General features: G+C 65.2%; 13 protein-coding genes. 8 read left to right on the top strand and 5 right to left on the bottom strand.

Annotation, left to right across the window (positions count from 1 at the left end; genetic code table 11):
• Positions 1 to 41: 41 nt before the first annotated feature.
• Positions 42 to 1,163: a glycine betaine/L-proline ABC transporter substrate-binding protein ProX gene (proX, locus tag A5892_RS15945; protein ID WP_064123627.1), complete on the top strand. Its 1,122-nt coding sequence runs from the start codon at positions 42 to 44 to the stop codon at positions 1,161 to 1,163.
• Between the two features lie 208 nt (positions 1,164 to 1,371).
• Here proX and A5892_RS15940 read toward each other — a convergent pair whose 3' ends face one another.
• Positions 1,372 to 2,670, bottom strand: coding sequence for an NAD(P)/FAD-dependent oxidoreductase (locus A5892_RS15940; protein WP_064123626.1), 1,299 nt, complete (start codon positions 2,668 to 2,670; stop codon positions 1,372 to 1,374).
• A gap of 219 nt (positions 2,671 to 2,889) precedes the next feature.
• Here A5892_RS15940 and A5892_RS15935 point away from each other — a divergent pair, with 219 nt between their 5' ends.
• From A5892_RS15935 to trpC, 6 genes are all read left to right on the top strand, one after another.
• Entirely contained in the window at positions 2,890 to 3,558 is a 669-nt protein-coding gene (locus A5892_RS15935; RefSeq protein WP_064123625.1) for a phosphoglycolate phosphatase, read from the top strand.
• Positions 3,559 to 3,759: 201 nt separating this feature from the next.
• Positions 3,760 to 5,244 carry an anthranilate synthase component I gene (trpE, locus tag A5892_RS15930; protein WP_064124558.1) on the top strand — a complete coding sequence of 495 codons (1,485 nt, stop codon included), beginning with the start codon at positions 3,760 to 3,762 and terminating at the stop codon, positions 5,242 to 5,244.
• A 52-nt stretch (positions 5,245 to 5,296) separates the two neighbouring features.
• Positions 5,297 to 5,971, top strand: coding sequence for a MarC family NAAT transporter (locus A5892_RS15925; RefSeq protein WP_064123624.1), 675 nt, complete (start codon positions 5,297 to 5,299; stop codon positions 5,969 to 5,971).
• A gap of 347 nt (positions 5,972 to 6,318) precedes the next feature.
• Entirely contained in the window at positions 6,319 to 6,945 is a 627-nt protein-coding gene (locus A5892_RS15920; RefSeq protein WP_064123623.1) for an anthranilate synthase component II, read from the top strand.
• A gap of 76 nt (positions 6,946 to 7,021) precedes the next feature.
• Positions 7,022 to 8,050, top strand: coding sequence for an anthranilate phosphoribosyltransferase (gene trpD, locus A5892_RS15915; RefSeq protein WP_064123622.1), 1,029 nt, complete (start codon positions 7,022 to 7,024; stop codon positions 8,048 to 8,050).
• 60 nt (positions 8,051 to 8,110) lie between these two features.
• The gene (trpC, locus tag A5892_RS15910) at positions 8,111 to 8,908 is read left to right on the top strand and encodes an indole-3-glycerol phosphate synthase TrpC (protein WP_064123621.1); all 798 of its coding nucleotides are present in this window, start codon (positions 8,111 to 8,113) and stop codon (positions 8,906 to 8,908) included.
• 84 nt (positions 8,909 to 8,992) lie between these two features.
• On the opposite strand, the gene A5892_RS15905 is transcribed toward trpC, so the two are convergent.
• Entirely contained in the window at positions 8,993 to 9,793 is an 801-nt protein-coding gene (locus A5892_RS15905) for a glycerophosphodiester phosphodiesterase family protein (protein WP_064123620.1), read from the bottom strand.
• A 144-nt stretch (positions 9,794 to 9,937) separates the two neighbouring features.
• Here A5892_RS15905 and A5892_RS20560 point away from each other — a divergent pair, with 144 nt between their 5' ends.
• Complete coding sequence (locus A5892_RS20560) at positions 9,938 to 10,513, top strand: hypothetical protein (protein ID WP_190295626.1); 576 nt, start codon at positions 9,938 to 9,940, stop codon at positions 10,511 to 10,513.
• Positions 10,514 to 10,535: 22 nt separating this feature from the next.
• Here the strand turns inward: A5892_RS20560 and A5892_RS15895 are convergent, their stop codons facing one another.
• From A5892_RS15895 to A5892_RS15885, 3 genes are read right to left on the bottom strand one after another with little or no spacing between them, the layout of a single operon-like run.
• Positions 10,536 to 13,625: an efflux RND transporter permease subunit gene (locus A5892_RS15895; protein ID WP_064123618.1), complete on the bottom strand. Its 3,090-nt coding sequence runs from the start codon at positions 13,623 to 13,625 to the stop codon at positions 10,536 to 10,538.
• Complete coding sequence (locus A5892_RS15890; RefSeq protein ID WP_064123617.1) at positions 13,622 to 16,732, bottom strand: multidrug efflux RND transporter permease subunit; 3,111 nt, start codon at positions 16,730 to 16,732, stop codon at positions 13,622 to 13,624. The genes A5892_RS15895 and A5892_RS15890 overlap by 4 nt, the downstream gene beginning before the upstream one ends.
• On the bottom strand, positions 16,729 to 17,934 hold the full coding sequence (locus tag A5892_RS15885) for an efflux RND transporter periplasmic adaptor subunit (RefSeq protein ID WP_064123616.1): 1,206 nt from the start codon (positions 17,932 to 17,934) through the stop codon (positions 16,729 to 16,731). Before A5892_RS15885 ends, A5892_RS15890 begins: the two co-directional genes overlap by 4 nt.
• Positions 17,935 to 17,985 lie beyond the last annotated feature (51 nt).

Raw genomic sequence — 17,985 nt, 5'->3', positions numbered from 1 at the left:
AGCCGCCATCACTGCAGAAGCGGGCACGTTAAGGGGGCATGATGACATACAGGCTCAAGACCGCGCTTGAAACGGTCATCGCGATCTTCGTCGTCGTCGCATCACTGGGCAGCGCAGCGGCGGAAGGTCTGCCTGGAGAGGGCAAGACGATCCGCCTGGCGCAGTCCGACAGCATGGGCGCCAACTACGTGCTGACTCAAATCACCAGCCAAGCGTTCGAGCAGCTGGGGTACAACGTCAGGGTGAGCACGATCAATTCGACGCTGTTTTTCCAGGCCGCGGCCCAAGGGGATCTGGACATCGCCATGGATCTGAATTTTCCGCAGCGTAAGCCGGGTTTCGACAGGGTCGAGGCGTATGCGCAAACGCTCGGTGAGGGATTGATCCAGGGCGGCGGTTACAATGGCTACCTGATCGATAAGAAGACTGCTGACGCCTACGGCATTACCTCCCTTGAGCAGCTGAAAGATCCGCAAATAGCCGGTCTTTTCGGCAACAACGGTAAGGCTGAACTGATCAACTGTGATCCCGGCTGGAGCTGCGGCGATGTCGTGGAGTACCAGTTGGATGAGTTCGGGCTCAGCGACACCATCTCTTCGGTACGTGGCAAATACGAGGCGTTGATGTTCGAAGTGATCGCCCGCGAGCAGCGCGGCGAGCCGGTATTTTTCTACGCATGGATTCCTTCGTGGATGACCAACGCGCTGGTGCCGGGTGAGGATGTGGTCTGGCTGCCGACGCCGTTCGATGCGCTGCCGCCCAGCGTACCGAATGCGGGCTCGTCATTGACACCGGGCGTTCCAGGGTGCGCCGGCGGGGCTGATCCGTGCCGCATGGCGATGGCCGCTTGGAACTGGATGCCGGTAGCCAACCGGGAGTTTATTGCCGCCAATCCGGCGGTCGAGGCCTTTACCGAGCAGGCGTCGTTCGCTCGCGACACCTGGTCCTACTGGGAGAAATCCATCAGTGAAGAGGGTGCCAGCGAGCGCAATATCCGCAGGCTGGCCGATGAATGGATCAGCGAAAACCAAGCGACTTTCGATGCCTGGGTGGGTCAGGCCAGGATCAGCGGTTTAGGCATTCAGCCGGGCCAGGCTGAACAAGGCATGACGGCAGGCGCTGCAGCGTGCCCCGACCGTTGCGCCGCGGCATCCATTCTCTAGTGCGGCATTGGTCTGTCGCGGTTTTCTTCAGACATTCCAATCCTCTACACCCTGTCGATGGATGAGGTCGCCCCTCGCATCCAAAAGAGCGATAGGTCTGTTGGGACCCGAACGATTCTCGACTCGCTTGGATGGAAGATGCTGCTGGGTAAAAAAGGGTTTGTCGTCAACCCCACCGCCGGCCCCTTGGGCCGGCGGTGGTCTTCGTTCAGTGCAGCTTGAGCCGCGGGCGCAGCCAGCGGTTGAGGCGGTCGACCAGGATTTTCGCAGCGGTCCTCGGCGCACCGTAGATCGCTAGCTGGTGCATCCGGTAGAGCGAGGCGTAGGAGATCTTCGCCAGCCAACCTTCGACGAACAGCCCGCGTGCCGAAGCGCCGCGCATCAGGCTGCCCACCGCCTGGAAGCGCGACAGCGAGACCAGCGAACCCATGTCGCGATACTCGAAGGGCTTGAGCTCGCGCCCTTCCAGCAGGCCCTGCAGGCCGCGGGCGAGGTGGCTCGACATCTGGTGCGCAGCCTGGGCGCGCGGGGGAACGAGCTTGTCGTTCGGCTGGGGGCAGGCGGCGCAGTCACCGATCGCAAAGATTCGTGGGTCGTCGATGCTGACCATGCTCGACTCGACCTTGATCTGGTGATTGGGGCGGGTCGAGAGGCCGAGCGTCGACAGTAGCTCGGGGCCGCGCACCCCCGCGGCCCATACGGTCAGGTCGGCATCGATGCGCTGGCCGTCGGCGGTTTCGAAGCCGTGCTCGTCGGCGCGGCTGACTTGGGTGGAAGTATGGATCTTGACTCCGAGCGCTTCGAGCTGGCGGCGTACGCTTGAGCTGATTCGCTCGCTGAGTACCGGCAGGATCCGCTCGGCGGCCTCGATCAGATGGACCTTCAACCGGCTGCGCGGAAGATCGGTTGCGTTGTAGGCGTTGAGCATCTCGATGGCGTTGAAGAGCTCGGCGGAGAGCTCGACCCCGGTGGCGCCGGCGCCGACGATCGCGATGGTCAGGTCCTTGTCTTCGTCGGCATGCATGCCGCTGTAGCGCAGGAAGGTGTCGAGCATTGCGCGACGGAAGTTCTCCGCCTGCTGGGGGCTGTCGAGGAAGAAGCAGTTTTCCTTGACCCCTGGCGTGCCGAAATCGTTCGACACGCTGCCGAGCGCGAGTACCAGGTAGTCGTAGTCGAGGCTTCGCTCGGAGAGCAGTACACGGCCGCGCTCGTCCTCGATCGGGGCCAGGGTCAGGCGCTGGCGCTGGCGATCCAGCCCGCTCAGGCTTCCGAGCTGGAAGCGATAGCCGTTGGCGCGGGAATGGCTCTGGTAAGAGACTTGATCCATATCGGTGTCGATCGCGCCGACGGCGACTTCGTGGAGCAGCGGCTTCCAGATGTGGGTCGGGTTGCGATCGACCAGTACGATTTCCGCCTTGCGGCGTTTGCCGAGCTTGCGCCCGAGACGGGTGACCAGCTCGATGCCGCCGGCGCCACCGCCAACCACCACGATACGTGGTAGGGACATGGGAACTCCTAGGTTTAAATGATAAGGATTTGCATTCTATCAGGGTGTCGAAAGGAATCGATCACTGCATGGCGCCTGTCGATCCCTTTCGACACGCTGTCCCCGTAGCCTGTCCAAGTCCGCTCTGGGGCTTGGTGAGTGGACATAAGTGGGCAAGAATACTAGGAGTTTGCGCATCATTCGATGCTTCGCGTCGAGTCGCAACGAGGAGGATCGCCGATGCACCCAGCCCTGAGTGGCACGACGCTTTTGATTTACGACCTCGACGGTACCCTGGTCGATTCGCTGCCGGATTTGGCTTACGCGCTCGACCGTGCCTTCGAGCAGGCCGGACTGCCCCCGCCCGGTGAGACCAAGGCGGCGCGCTGGATCGGCAATGGTACCCGCATGCTGGTGCGCCGCGCGCTGCTCGATGCAGGACTTGCGCTGCCCGAGGTAGAGGCGACGCTGGAGCGCCAGCTTGCCCGTTTCACCACCTGCTACGGTGAGCGAGTCTGCGTGAACTCAAGGCTCTACCCCGGCGTAAGGGCGTGTCTCGAGGCGCAAAAGCAGCGCGGCATCCGCCAGGCGATCGTGACCAACAAGCCGGGCGCCTTCATTGCGCCAATTCTCGAAACATTCTCTATCGATGGTTTCTTCTCTCTGACCCTCGGCGGCGATGCCCTGGCGGAGAAGAAACCCCACCCGGCGCCGCTGCTGCATCTGTGCGCGACGCTGGATGTGGCGCCAGCCCAGGCGCTGATGGTGGGAGACTCGCGCAACGACGTCGAAGCCGGTAAGCGCGCGGGAATCAGAACCCTGGCCGTGCCCTATGGCTACAATCATGGCGAGCCGGTGGAGGCCAGTCAGCCGGATTGGATGGTTGAATCGCTCGATCAACTCGTTTAGGTTTTGATGCCTTCACCCTCATTTTCGAGCCCGCGTCACGCGGGCCCGCCCGACGGATGATTGATTCGATGCCCAAGGTGCACGCAGCGCATCTGCTGATGCGCGAGGTCAGCCGCTTGCGATGGTGAGCGGCGAACCCGCGAGAGTCGATCCGGCGCTTCGCCGCGCCCCCAACCATCCGTGACGAGATCCCCACGCATGATGACCCCCGAACGCTTCGCCCAGCTCGGCGAGGAAGGCTACAACCGTATTCCCGTGTCGCGCGAGATCCTCGCTGACCTGGACACCCCGCTGTCCACCTATCTCAAGCTCGCCGATGCGCCGTGGAGCTTTCTGCTCGAATCGGTACAGGGCGGCGAGAAGTGGGGCCGCTACTCGATCATCGGCCTGCCTTGCCGGGAGCGCATCGAGGTGCGCGGCTTCACCGTGCGCCACTATCTCGACGGCGATGTGGTAGGCGCCACCGAGGTGGAGGACCCGCTCGAGTGGATCGATCTGTTCCGCCGCCGGTTCAGGGCGCCCAAGCCTGAGAGCAAGGCGATCTTCAGCGGTGGCCTGGTCGGCTATTTCGGCTTCGACACGGTGCGCTACATCGAGCCCAAGCTTCGCGGAGTGGTCAAGCCCGACCCGATCGACGTGCCGGACATCCTGCTGCTGGTCGCCGAGGAAGTGCTGGTGTTCGACAATCTCTCCGGCCGGCTGATCCTCCAGACCCATGCCGATCCCGCCGAGCCGCGCGCGCTCGAGCTCGCTTATGAGCGAATCGAGCTGCTCGAGCAGCGACTGCGTTCGGGCGTGGTCGATCTGCGCAGCCCCGGTACCGGGCGCGAAATCAACGAAAACGACTTCTTCGCCAGCTTCACCGAGCAGGGCTACAAGGACGCGGTGGAGACGATCAAGCGCTACGTGGTCTCGGGCGATCTGATGCAGTGCGTGCCTTCCCAGCGGATGAGCACTCGCTTCGATGCCGCGCCGCTCGACTTCTATCGCGCGCTGCGCACGCTCAATCCCTCTCCCTACATGTTCTTCTTCAATCTCGACGACCACCACGTGGTCGGTGCCTCGCCGGAGATCCTCGCCCGGCTCGAGGAGGGCGAAGTGACCCTGCGGCCGATCGCCGGCACGCGTCACCGGGGGCGCACCGAGGAAGAGGACAAGGCGCTGGAGCAGGAGCTGCTCAGCGATCCGAAGGAGCGCGCAGAGCACGTGATGCTGATCGATCTCGGCCGCAACGATGTCGGCCGGATCAGCGTCGACGGCAGCGTCCAGCTCACCGACAAGATGACCATCGAACGCTACTCCCATGTGATGCACATCGTCTCCAACGTCACCGGGCAGCTCAAGCCCGGGCTCGGTCCGATCGACGTGCTGCGCGCGACCTTCCCCGCCGGCACCGTCTCGGGGGCGGCCAAGGTGCGCGCGCTCGAGGTGATCGACGAGATCGAACCGGTCAAGCGCAGCATCTATTCCGGCGCGGTGGGCTATCTCTCCTGGCAGGGAAACATGGACACCGCGATCGCGATTCGCACCGGGGTGATCAAGGACGGGCAGCTCCATGTCCAGGCCGGCGGTGGGATCGTCGCCGACTCCGATCCCGATGCCGAATGGCAGGAGACGTTGAACAAGCGTCGTGCGCTGTTCCGTGCCGCGGCGATGGCCGAGAAAGGGCTCGACAACCTCGACTGATGTCGCGATCCACACTCGACGCGGCGCCCGAGCGGGCGCCGCGAGGTAGCCAATGGACGACTACTTCCACTATCTGCTGCTGGGGCTCTTGACGCTGCTGCCGGTGGCCAACCCGCTGACCAGCGTTACCCTGCTGCTCGCATTGGGCAGCGAGCTGAGCCGCGCCGAACGCAATCGGCAGATCCTCAAGGCGACCCTCTACGTCGCCGCGATCCTGCTGATCTCCTTCTATGGCGGCAGCGCGATCATGAGCGCCTTCGGCATCTCGATCCCTGGCCTGCGTATCGCCGGTGGGCTGATCATCACCTACATCGGCTTCACCATGCTGTTCCCCAGCACCCAGCCGTCCGAGTCCGAGGCGCAGCAGGCGATGCTCAGCGAGGAGGAGAAGCGCAAGCCGCACATCCGCGACATCTCCTTCGTGCCGCTGGCATTGCCCGGAACCGCTGGTCCCGGCACCATCGCACTGATCATCAGCGCCGCCGCGAGTTTGGACCAGCAAGGCGGCATTCCGCTGGTGATCCATCTGGTGGTGGTCAGCAATGCGATCCTGATCGCGCTGATTTTCTGGGCCGCGCTGCGCAGCGCCAACCTGATCATGAAGCTGCTCGGCGAGTCGGGCATCGACGCTGTCTCGCGGGTGGTCGGGTTCCTGCTGATCGGCATGGGCGTACAGTTCGCGATCAACGGCATCGGCGAGGTGGTGCAGGGCTTCGGTGCCAGCTAGTCGCGCGCTTTCCAGGCGCGGGGTGGCGCTTGACGCTGGTGCTCGCCCGTTGCATGATCGAACCCATGAATACTTCGATGAATGAAGCCCAGTTCCGGATTTGGTGGCGCGCTTTCTGAGCGCGGCACCTTCGTTCGTCTTGTATTCGATGAAGATGCCGCCCGCCGAGGCGGCATTTTCATGTCTGTCGGTCGGCGGGTCAGCGGACGCCCCTCGCGGGGCCGGGTTCTGGTACGATGCCGTCACAGAGCAGACGGCGGTTGCCAGGGGTCGGAGTCCAAACCGAGCGCGCGGCGGTATCGCCGCCACACTGGTGCTCGAAACCAGCCACCACGGGAGCAGACGCCGTGAAAGTCCTGATGATCGACAACTACGATAGCTTCACCTTCAACATCGTCCAGTACCTGGGCGAGCTGGGCGCCGAGGTGCATACGATTCGCAACGATGCACTGACGCTGGATGAGATCGAAGCGCTCGATTTCACTCACCTGGTGATCTCTCCCGGCCCCTGTACGCCGAACGAGGCGGGTATCTCGATGGAGCTGATTCGTCGCTTCGCCGGACGGGTGCCGATCCTTGGCGTCTGCCTCGGCCATCAGGCGATCGGCCAGGTGTTCGGCGGCAAGGTGGTGCGGGCCCCATTGGTGATGCACGGCAAGACTTCGCTGGTCAGCCATCGCGGCGAGGGAGTGTTCGAAGGGCTCGACGACCCGCTCGAGGTGACGCGCTATCACTCGCTGGTGGTCGAGGCTGGGAGCCTGCCCGACTGCCTCGAGGTCACCGCGCTGACCGTCGATGACGATGTCACTCCCGGCCTGATCATGGGGCTTCGCCACAAGACGCTTGAGATCGAGGGCGTACAGTTTCACCCGGAGTCGATTCTCTCGCGCCAGGGCCATCAACTGTTGAACAACTTTCTCCTTCGGCGCGCGCCGACACGCAGCGCGCCGAGTATCGAGCGGACTTCGGCCTGAGCGATGGCCGAGCCAAGACCAGGCGACGCTTGCGCGTTCGCCGCGACAATCCTTCCCAGGCGGAGATAGCGACAAGATGAACATCCGCGAGGCGCTCAAGGCGCTGATCCAGGGTCGTGATCTCGACTACTCGCAGATGCACGCAGTAATGAGTGCGATCATGACCGGTGAGGCGAGCGAGGCGCAGATAGGCGCGCTGCTCACGGCGCTGGCGATCAAGGGCGAGAGCAGCGTGGAGATCACCGCCGCCGCCCAGGTGATGCGAGAGCTGATGCTCAAGGTCGAGGTGAGCGCAGACCACCTGGTCGATATCGTCGGAACCGGAGGCGATGGCGCCAACCTGTTCAACGTTTCCACCGCGGCGAGCTTCGTCGTCGCCGCCGCTGGCGCCACGGTGGCCAAGCATGGCAATCGTGGGGTCTCCTCTTCCTCAGGCAGCGCTGATCTGCTCGACGCGGCCGGACTGCACCTCGATCTCGACGCCGAGCAGGTGGCGAGATGCATCGAGGAGGTCGGGGTCGGCTTCATGTTCGCGCCGGTCCATCACAAGGCGATGCGCTATGCGATCGGGCCGCGCCGCGATATGGGGGTGCGGACCATCTTCAACATCCTCGGGCCGCTGACCAATCCAGCCGGCGTGCGCCGCCAGCTGATCGGTGTCTACGAGCGTGCGCTGGCACCGGTGGTCGCCGACGCGTTTCGCCAGCTCGGCAGCGTCCACACGCTGGTGGTCCACGCCGAGGACGGACTCGATGAGATCTCGCTGGCCGCGCCGACCAGCGTCTGCGAGCTCAAGGATGGCGAGATTCGTGAGTACCAGATCACCCCCGAGCGATTTGGCATCGAGCGCCAGCCGCTCGACCCGCTGAAGGTCGACGGCACCGCCCAGAGCCTCGCGCTGGTCGAGTCGGCGCTCAACGACGAGCCCGGCCCCGCCCGCGACATGGTCGCGCTCAACGCAGGTGCCGCGCTCTATGTCGCCGGCCGCGCTGAGTCGCTGGAGGAGGGCGTTGCGCTCGCCAAGCGCACGCTCGCAGGTCTCGGCGCGCTCGACAAGCTGCGAGAGCTCGCTGCTTTCACCCAGCGCCTCGCCGCCGGTGCCTGAGCCGAACATGCTTCGGGCCGGCCGAATTTTCAGCCATACGAGTCTTTGGGAACCGAGACGATGAGTGGACTACCCACTGTGTTGAGTCGCATCCTCGCGCGCAAGCGCGAGGAGATCGAGGCGCGTCGCGCCCTGCGTCCGCTGGCCGCTATCGAGTCCGAACTGCCGGATGCCAGTGCCCCGCGCGGCTTCAATCGTGCCCTCAGGGCGCGGATCGCGCGCGGCGAGCCGGCGGTGATCGCCGAGGTCAAGAAGGCCTCTCCCTCCAAGGGGGTGATTCGCGAGGATTTCGATCCGGTTCAGATCGCGCGCAGCTACGAGGCGGGCGGCGCCGCCTGTCTTTCGGTGCTCACCGATGTCGACTTCTTCCAGGGCAGTGACCAGGCGCTGCTCGATGCTCGTGGCGCCTGCGCTCTGCCGGTACTGCGCAAGGATTTCGTGATCGATGAGTATCAGCTGTTCGAAGCCAGGGCGCTGGGGGCGGACTGCGTACTGCTGATCGTCGCCGCGCTCGGAGACGACGAGCTTCGTGCACTGCACCAGCGCGCGGTGTCGCTCGGGCTGGACGTGCTGGTCGAAGTGCACGATGGCGAGGAGCTCGACCGCGCGCTGGCGCTCGACCTGGACCTGGTCGGGATCAACAACCGCGACTTGCGCACTTTCGAGACCAGCCTCGATGTCACTTTCCGGCTGCTGCCGAGGGTGCCCGAAGGGGTGACCGTGGTCACCGAGTCCGGGGTGATGAGCCGCGAGGATGTCGAACGGCTGCGCGCGGCGCGCATCCAGGCGTTTTTGGTCGGCGAGCGGTTCATGCGCGAGAGCGATCCGGGCGAGGGGCTGCGCCGGCTGTTCTTTTGATCGCTGGGCTTTCGGGCAATGGAGCGTCCGGAACGAACGACGCCCCGCATTCCTGCAGGGCGTTCGCATGACTTTCGACCGGGTTCAGGCCTTCTTCACCGTGGTCGGACAGCGCGCCTCGAGTTCGTGCAGCTGGGCCTGGTAGCGCTCGCGCTGCTGCTCGAACTGCTCGAACAGTAGCGGGTCGTCGGAGATCACGGCGTCAACGCCACGATCCCACCAGCTCTGGAACGCCTGTGGATCGTTGATCGTGTAGCAGACCACGTTGAGCCCGGCGTTCTTGATGTCGCTCATCCGGTCGGGGTTGAGATGCTCCCAGTTGGCATGCACGCTCACCGCCCCGATTCGCTCGGCATCCCACTTCCACACCCGTGGCACCTTCTCATCATAGAGGATGCCCAGGTGGAGCTCGTTATCCAACCGGCGGGCGCGGTAGAGCGCCTCCTGGCTGAAACTCGAGACCAGCAGCCGTTCGGCGGGCAGTACGCCTTCGAGCACCGGCAGGACTCGCTCGGTGAGACGAATCGGATCGCGAGCGGTGCAGACCTTGAGCTCGAGGTTGAGGCCGAGGCCTCTGCTCTCCACCGCTTCGAGCGCCTCCTCGAGCGTGGCGATCCGCTCACCGGCGAACTTGGCGTCGAACCAGCTGCCGACGTCGAAACGTCGCGCTTCCTCGAGGGTCAGCTGGGCGAGATGGGCACGACCGTTGCTGCAGCGGGCCATATGGGCGTCGTGCCAGATCACCGGCGTGCCGTCGGCGAGACACTGGACGTCGAGCTCGACCCAGGTAATACCGGCATCCGCAGCGGCATGGATGGCGGCAAGGGTGTTTTCCGGGGCCCGGGCGGCATAGCCGCGGTGGGCGATCAGACGTGGCAGTAGCATCGCGGCTCCTGGGGAATCTTCGCAGGATACACACTATGGGGGCGATCGGGGCGGGTTGCAATCGCGGCTACGCCGCCCGGGAGCGGACGCCGAGTCCGCTCATCGCAAACCCGACCGGGGCGCCCGGAGGACAAAGGAAAGACGATGAGAATGATCGAAGTGGAAGCAGGGCAGCGTCGCGACGACTGCGTGGCGATGATGTGCGCCGAGGTCTATGGCCACGATGCAGGGCTCGCCCCGCTGATCACCTATGCCGCTGCGGTGGGCGCGCTGCTGCCCAACCTGGCGGCGCGGGTGGTGGCGCTGGCGGAGGGGGATAGGCTGCGCTCGGTGGCGATGCTGGTACTGGAGGAGCAGGGCAAGGGGCTTGCGCTCGCGCTGCTCGCTACGCCCAGGCCGCTGCGTGGGCGCGGCCATGGGCGTGAGCTGGTCGAACGGTTGGCGGCCAGCGCTGCGATGCGGGTGACGGTCGACGAACCGCGCCGGGAGGCGTTCTTCGCCACCTTCGGTTTCACCCGCTGGTTCGACGATCCCGCAGCCAAAGGGCGCAGGGTCGGCGTCAACGCGCGCTCCCAGGCAGGCTCGCTGGATCAGCTCGACAGCCTGGTCGAGATCGACGAGGCGGCGATCATCCGTACGTTCAAGAACGACCCGGTGCGCTTCGACCGTTACAAGCACGATTTCGTCGACGGCCTCGCCCGCTTTCCCGACTACTGCTGAGTCGCGCCCGCGAGGGCCGCGCTCAAGCGTTGGCCTCGCGCTGCGTGCGGCGCAGGAAGTATCCACGCAGGCGATCGAAGTAGAGATAGACCACCGGCGTGGTGTAGAGCGTCAACACCTGGCTTACGATCAGCCCACCGACGATGGTGATGCCCAGCGGCGCGCGCAGCTGGGCGTTTTCGTCGGTGCCCACCAGCAACGGAACAGCGCCGAGAATCGCCGCGAGCGTCGTCATCATGATCGGGCGAAAGCGTACCAGCGCGGCCTGGGTGATCGCCTCGGTCGGGGTGAGCCCCTGGTGCCGCTCGGCCTCCAGGGCGAAATCGACCAGCAGTATCGCGTTCTTCTTCACCACCCCAATCAGCAGGATCACCCCGATCAGCGCGATCAGCGAGAATGGCTCGTTGAGCAGCTTGAGCGCGAGCAGTGCGCCGACCCCGGCCGAGGGCAGGGTGGAAAGGATCGTCAGGGGGTGGACGTAGCTCTCATAGAGCATGCCCAGTACCAGGTAGACCGCGACCAGGGCGCCGACGATCAGCCATGGCATCATCCCCACGCCCTGTTGGAAGCTCGCCGCGTTGCCCTCGAAGCTGGTCATGATGTCGTTGGGCAGAGCCATCCGGTCGAGCCGCGCCTGGATCGCGCTCACCGCGTCGCTGAGGGCGACGTCGTCGGCAAGGTTGAACGACACCGTGGTCGCCGCGAACTGTCCTTGGTGATTGACCTGCACCGGCATCACCGAGCGCTCGATGCGGGCGAACGTGGACAGCGGGATCAGCCTTCCTTCCTCATCGATGACGTGGAGCTGGTCCAGCGCGGAGGGGGAGTCCCGGAACATCTCTTCCACCTCCATCACCACGTAGTATTGCTGGCTGCCCTGGTAGACGCTCGATACCTGGCGCTGGGCGAAGGCGTTCTGCAGCATGGTGTCGACGGTGCGCATGTCGACCCCGAGGCGACTGGCGAGATCACGGTCGACCTCCACCAGCAGTGATTGTCCCTGGGTACGCTGGTCGCTGTTCACCCCGGTGATTTCGGGCACTCCCTGTAGCGCCTGGGTGACCTGGCTGGCGTAGTGATCGAGCCTTTCCAGATTGTCGCCACGCAGGGTCAGCTCGTACTGGCCGCCGCCGGAGCGGCCTCCGACCCGGATGTCCTGGGCGCCGAACATGAACACTTGGAGGCCGGCGAAGTGGCCGAGTTGGGCGCTGAGCTGGTTGGCGACCGTCTGGGTGTCGGCGTCGCGGTCCTCCTTGAGCGAGATCGACATGAACGCCGAGGTGCCGCCGTCGTTGCCGCCGGCGCTGACGAAACCAACCACGCTTTCGACCCTGGCATCGTCGAGCAGTACGCTGCGGATCTGCTCGAACTTGCTGCGCATCGCTTCGAAACCGAGGTTCTGGTCGGCGCGCACCGCGGTCAGGATCCGACCGCTGTCCTGCTCTGGAATGAACGACTTCGGAATGGTGGTGTAGAGATAGCCGTTGAGCGCGATCACCGCGAACAGCGAGAGCAGCGTCAGCCTGGGGTGGGCGAGGGCGGCGGCGAGCGTTCTGGCGTAGCCGTTTTGTATGCGGCTGCCGAAGCGGCCGATCATCCGCTGCCAGCGTGGATGTTCGCGGCGTCCGGCGACGGCGAAGGTGCGCGCGCAGAGCATCGGCGTGAGCGTCAGCGAGACCAGCATCGAGATCAGGATGCTCGCGGCCAGGGCGATCGAGAAGGCGCTGAACAGCCTGCCGATCAGGCCCTGGATCAGCAGCAGCGGTACCAGTACCGCGACTAGCGAGATGCTCATCGACATGATGGTGAAGCTCATCTCCCGGCTGCCGTCGATCGCGGCCTGGATCGGTGGCGTGCCGCGCTCGATATGTCGGGCGATGTTCTCGACCACGACGATGGCATCGTCGACGACGAAACCGATTGAGACGATCAGCGCCATCAGGGTCATGGTGTTGAGGCTCAGGCCGAAGAGATGGAGCACTGCGAAAGTACCGATCAGCGTCACTGGAATGACGACGCTTGGGATCAGGGTGGCGCGTACCGAGCGCAGGAACACGAAGATCACCCCGACCACCAGCAGGATACCGAGCAGCAGGGTCGCCTGGGTTTCGGAGAGAGAGGCGCGGATGCCCGGCGAGCGGTCGAGGGTGATGTCGAGCCGGGCCTCGGAAGGCAGCAGGGCGTTGATCGCTGGCAGCTGCTCGCGGATCCGTTCGACCGTCTCGACGATGTTGGCCGAGGCGCTCGGGCGGACCACCAGGATCACCGCCGGCTGTTGGTTGAAAAAGCCCACGCTGTAGGGGTTCTCGACGCCATCCGAGACGTTGGCGACGTCGCCGAGGCGGGTGATCTGCCGCCCGTCCTCGCTGGTGGCGACCACCAGCGCGCGATAGCCGCTGGCATCGAACAGCTGGCTGTCGACGTCGATCTCATGGGTGATGTCGCCATCGCGCAAGCTGCCTTTGGGCTGGTTCGAATTGGCGTCGTCGATCGCCGCACGCACCGCGTCGAGCGAGATGCCGGCGTGCTCGAGTGCGCGCGGATCGAGGGAGACCCGCACCGCCGGTGACGAACTCCCACCGACGTTGATCGAGCCCACGCCGGGGACGCGCAGGATGCGCGGTGAAACCACTCTATCGGCGAGATCGTAGAGTTCGCCCTGTGAAAGCCTGGGCGAGCTCAGCGCGATGATCAGCAGCGGCGAGTCGGCCGGATTGACCTTCTGGTAGGTGGGGCGTCTGGTCATCGCGGTGGGCAGCAGCGCCTGGGCGCTGTTGATCGCCGCCTGGACTTCGCGAGCCGCTTCGTTGATGTCTTTTTCGAGGTTGAACTGGATCACCACCCGGGTCGAGCCCTGGGCGCTGGTCGAGGTGATCTGGTTGATCCCTGCGATCTGGCCGAGCGCGCGTTCGAGCGGGGTCGCCACGGTCGAGGCCATGGTCTCGGGGTTCGCGCCCGAAAGGCTCGCCTGGACCGTGATCGTCGGCATCGACATGTCCGGCAGTGCCGCCACCGGTAGCCGCAGCCAGGCAATCGCGCCGACCAGCACCAGCGCCACGGCGAGTAGCGTCGTGGCGATCGGTCGATGGATGAACGGCGTCGACAGGCTCACGGCCTTTCCTCTGTGGCCGGCGGCAGCTTTCTATTGACGAAGCGCTGCCAGCGCGCCGAGAGCCGCTCGAAGTAGAGATAGATCACCGGGATGGTGAACAGGGTGAGCAGCTGGCTCAGCGCCAGGCCGCCGACCAGCGCGAAGCCGAGCGGCTTGCGCAGCTCGGCGCCGTAGCCGGAGGCAAACATCAATGGCAGCGCGCCGAGCAGCGCGGCGAAAGTGGTCATCATGATCGGGCGGAAACGCAGCCGGGCGGCGCGCGAGATCGCGTCGAACGGTACCAGGCCCTCGTTGCGCTGCGCATCGAGGGCGAAGTCGATCATCATGATCGCATTCTTCTTCACGATCCCGATCAGCAGGATCACGCCGACGATGCCGACCATGCCGAGCTCGAGTCCGCCGACCATCAGCGCCAACAGCGCGCCGATCGCAGCCGATGGCAGGGTGGAGAGGATGGTCAGCGGGTGGATGTAGCTCTCGTAGAGCACGCCGAGCACGATGTAGGCGGCGACCACCGCGGCCAGCACCAGCCACAGGGTACTGGTGTTCGAATGGGAATAGATCAAGGCTGCGCCCTGGTACTCGCGCACCGTATCGGTGTCCAGGTGCGCCTCTTCGCTTGCCTGGTCGATGGCGCTGAAGGCATCGGAGAGCGAGTAGCCCGGCGCGACATCGAACGAGATCAGCGCCGAGGGCAGCTGGTTCTCGCGCGAGAGCGACAGCGCCGTGCTCCGACGTTCGATGTCGACCAGGCTGGTCAACGGCACCAGCGCACCGCTGGAGGCGCTGACGTAGAGCCGCTCGAGCGCCTGCGGCCCATCCTGGAAGCGATCCTCCAGGCCGAGTACCACGCGATACTGGGTCGACTGGCTGAAGATGGTCGAGATCAGCCGCTGGCCGAAGGCGTTGTAGAGCGTCGCGTCGATGTCGTTCATCGAGATGCCCAGGCGGCTGGCGGTGTCGCGGTCGACGCTCAGGTAGAGCTCCGAGCCCTGGTTTTGCACGTCGCTGGTCGCGACATCGATCGCCTGGTGCTCGTTGAGCCGGTTGAGCAGCGCTTCCACTTCACGGTCGAGGATCGCGCGATCCGGATGGGTGAGGCTCATCTGGTACTGCTGGCGGCTGACCCTGTCTTCCAGCACCAGTTCCTGGACCGGCTGGAGATAGAGGCTGATGCCGGCGACGCTGCGGCTCTTCTGCTCGAGCCTTGCGACCACCGTGTCGGCCGAATCACGACTGCCGATCGGCTTGAGCGTGATCGACAGCCGCCCGGAGTTCAGCGTCGCGTTGGTGCCGTCGATGCCGATGATCGAGGTGACGTTCTCCACCGCCGGGTCGGCGAGTACGATCCGCTCGATCATCCGCTGGCGTGCGGCCATCGCCTCGAACGAGGTGCTCTGGCTTGCATCGGTGATGCCCTGTAGAAGACCGGTGTCCTGGCGCGGCAGCAGACCCTTGGAGATCTGCATGTAGAGCAGCGCGGTGACCCCGAAGGCCGCAATCGCCACCGCGAGCGTCAGCGGCTGGTGACGCAGCACCCAGTCGAGCGCGTGCGAGTAGCCGCGCTCGAGACCACCGAACAGCCCCGGGCGATGGCCCGGTTCGAACGCCTCGCGCTGCTCCTCGGGTACCGAACTCAGAAGCTTGGCGCAGAGCATCGGGGTCAGGGTCAGGGAGATGAACGCCGAGATCAGGATCGCGATGGTCAGGGTCAGGGCGAACTCCCGGAACAGGCGGCCGACCACGTCCTCCATGAACAGCAGCGGGATCAGTACCGCGATCAGCGAGATGGTCAGCGAGATCACGGTGAACACTATCTGGCGCGACCCCTCGAGCGCCGCGCGCAGCGGCGGCTTGCCGCGCTCGAGATGGCGGACGATGTTCTCCAGCACCACGATGGCGTCGTCGATCACGAAACCGGTGGCGATGGTCAACGCCATCAGGGTGAGGTTGTTGACGCTGAACCCGGCCAGGTACATCACCCCGAAGGTGCCGAGCAGGGTCAGCGGCACCGAGAGGCTGGGGATGAAGGTGGCGCGAAGGTTGCGCAGGAACAGGAAGGTGACCATCACCACCAGGGAGATCGCCAGCATCAGCTCGAACTGGACGTCATGGATCGAGGCGCGGATGGTCTCGGTGCGATCGCTCAATACTTCGAGATCGACGCTCGAGGGTAGCTGTTCGCGCAGCGCCGGCAGCTGCGCATTGATCGCATCGACCACATCGATGACGTTGGCGCCGGGCTGGCGCTGAACGTTGAGGATCAGCGCCTGGCGGTCGTTGGCCCAGGCGGAAAGATAGGCGTTCTCGGCGCCTTCGCTCACCTCGGCGACGTCCGAGAGCCTCACCGCCGCGCCGTTGGCGTACTTGAGGATCAGCTCGCGATACTCCTGCGCCGAGGTGAGCTGGTCGTTGGCGTCGATGCTCAGCGTGCGATAGGCCCCATACAGGCTGCCCTTGGCGAGGTTGACGTTGGCCGCGTCGATCGCCTGGCGCAGGCTCTCCAGGTCGAGACCGAAAGCGGCGAGCTTGCGGGGGTCGACCTTGACCCTCACCGCGGGCTTGTTGCCCCCTTCGAGGCTGACCAGGCCAACCCCCTGCACTTGGCTGAGGCGCTGGGCGATGCGGGTGTCGATCAGATCGTAGAGGCGGGTCAGCGGCAGTGAGTCGGAAGTGACCGCGAGGGTCAGGATCGGGCTGTCGGCGGGGTTGACCTTGCGATAGCTCGGCGGCATCGGCAGGTCGGAAGGCAGCAGCGACTCGGCCTGATTGATCGCGGCCTGGACCTCCTGCTCGGCGACGCCGAGATCGGCGTCGAGGGCGAAGCGCAGGGTGACGATCGACGCACCGCCCGTACTGGTCGATTTCATGTCCTCGAGCCCGGCGATCTCGCCGAGCTGGTCCTCGAGCGGCGCGGTGACGTTGGAGAGCATCACCTGCGGGCCTGCGCCCGGATAGAGGGTGGTGACCTGGATGGTCGGGAAGTCCACCTCCGGCAGCGAGGCCACGGGCAGCATCCGGTAGCCGAGGACGCCGGCGATCAGGATCGCCAGCATCACCAGCGAAGTGGCGACCGGACGGAGGATGAATGGGCGCGACGGGTTCATGAGGCGCTGCCATCTCCAGAAGCGCGCTGCGTGCTCGGCTGCTCGCCGGGCAGACTATGACTGACCACCTCGACCTGCATGCCGGTGCGCAGCCGGTCGACACCGTCGACCACTACCTGTTCGCCCGGCTCGAGGCCGCTGGCGATAGCGACGGAGCTCGAGCCGCTGGCGGCCATCGTCACCGGTCGCCGCTCGACCCGCTGGTTTTCGTCGACGACGTAGACGAAGAGTCCGTCCTGGGCGGTCTGCAGTGCGGTTTCCGGGATCACCACCGCATCCGGCAGTACCTCCAGCTGCAGCCTCACGTTGACGAACTGGTTCGGATAGAGCACGGCATCGGGATTGTCGAACCGCGCGCGCATGCGCAGGGTACCGGTCTCGACGTCGATCGTGCTGTCGAGGCTCGAGAGCTGGCCGCTGGCGAGGTGCTGGCGCTCGCCGCTGGTGTAGATATCCACCTGCATGCCGGTGGCCAGCTGGCCGGCGATTTCGGCCCGGTACTGAGAGGGCAGCGAGAAGATCACCGAGATCGGATCGAGCTGGGTGATGGTCAGGATCGGATCGGTGTCGCCGCTCGACACCAGATTGCCGGGATCGACGTTGCGAATGCCGACCACGCCGTCGACCGGTGAGGTGAGCACCGTGTAGCTGAGATCGACCTCGGCGCTTTCGATCGCGGCGCGGTCGGCGGCCACCATGCCCTGGTACTGGCGCACCAGCTGGCGCTGGGTATCGAGCTCCTGGACAGCGATCGCGCTGGCGTTGCCGAGGCGTTGGTAGCGGGCCAGATCGGCTTCGGCGGTGGCCAGCTGGGCCTCGTCCTGCGCCAGCTGGCCGCGGGCCTGGGCGAGCGCCGCGCGATAGCTGCGGTCGTCGATGCGGGCAACCACCTGCCCGCGGCTGACCCACTCGCCTTCCTCCAGCTCGATCGACTCCAAGGTGCCCTCGACGCGAGGTCGCAGTGAGACGTTTGCGAGCGAGGCGACGGTGCCGAGTGCCGATACGTGGACCGGGAAATCCCTGCGGTTCGCCGGCATGGTCGAGACCGAGCTGGTCATCGACGCACCGGCGCCGCGTGGTCCCGGGGTGGATTCGGTATCGGCGGAGGGGCGATACCAGTAGTAGAGCAGCACAGCGAGCAGCAAAAGGCTCAGCACGAGCGCCAGCCAGAGCGGGCGGCGGGAAACGGCGGACTCTCTCATCGGTGAGTTGACTCGTCCTTGATCGGGTGGGCGAGGGCGGAAGCTGGCCAG

Source organism: Halotalea alkalilenta, from assembly GCF_001648175.1.
Lineage (GTDB): Bacteria > Pseudomonadota > Gammaproteobacteria > Pseudomonadales > Halomonadaceae > Halotalea > Halotalea alkalilenta_A.
The sequence above is the reverse complement of the archived record's forward strand: the minus strand, read 5'-3'. Positions and strand labels throughout refer to the sequence as shown.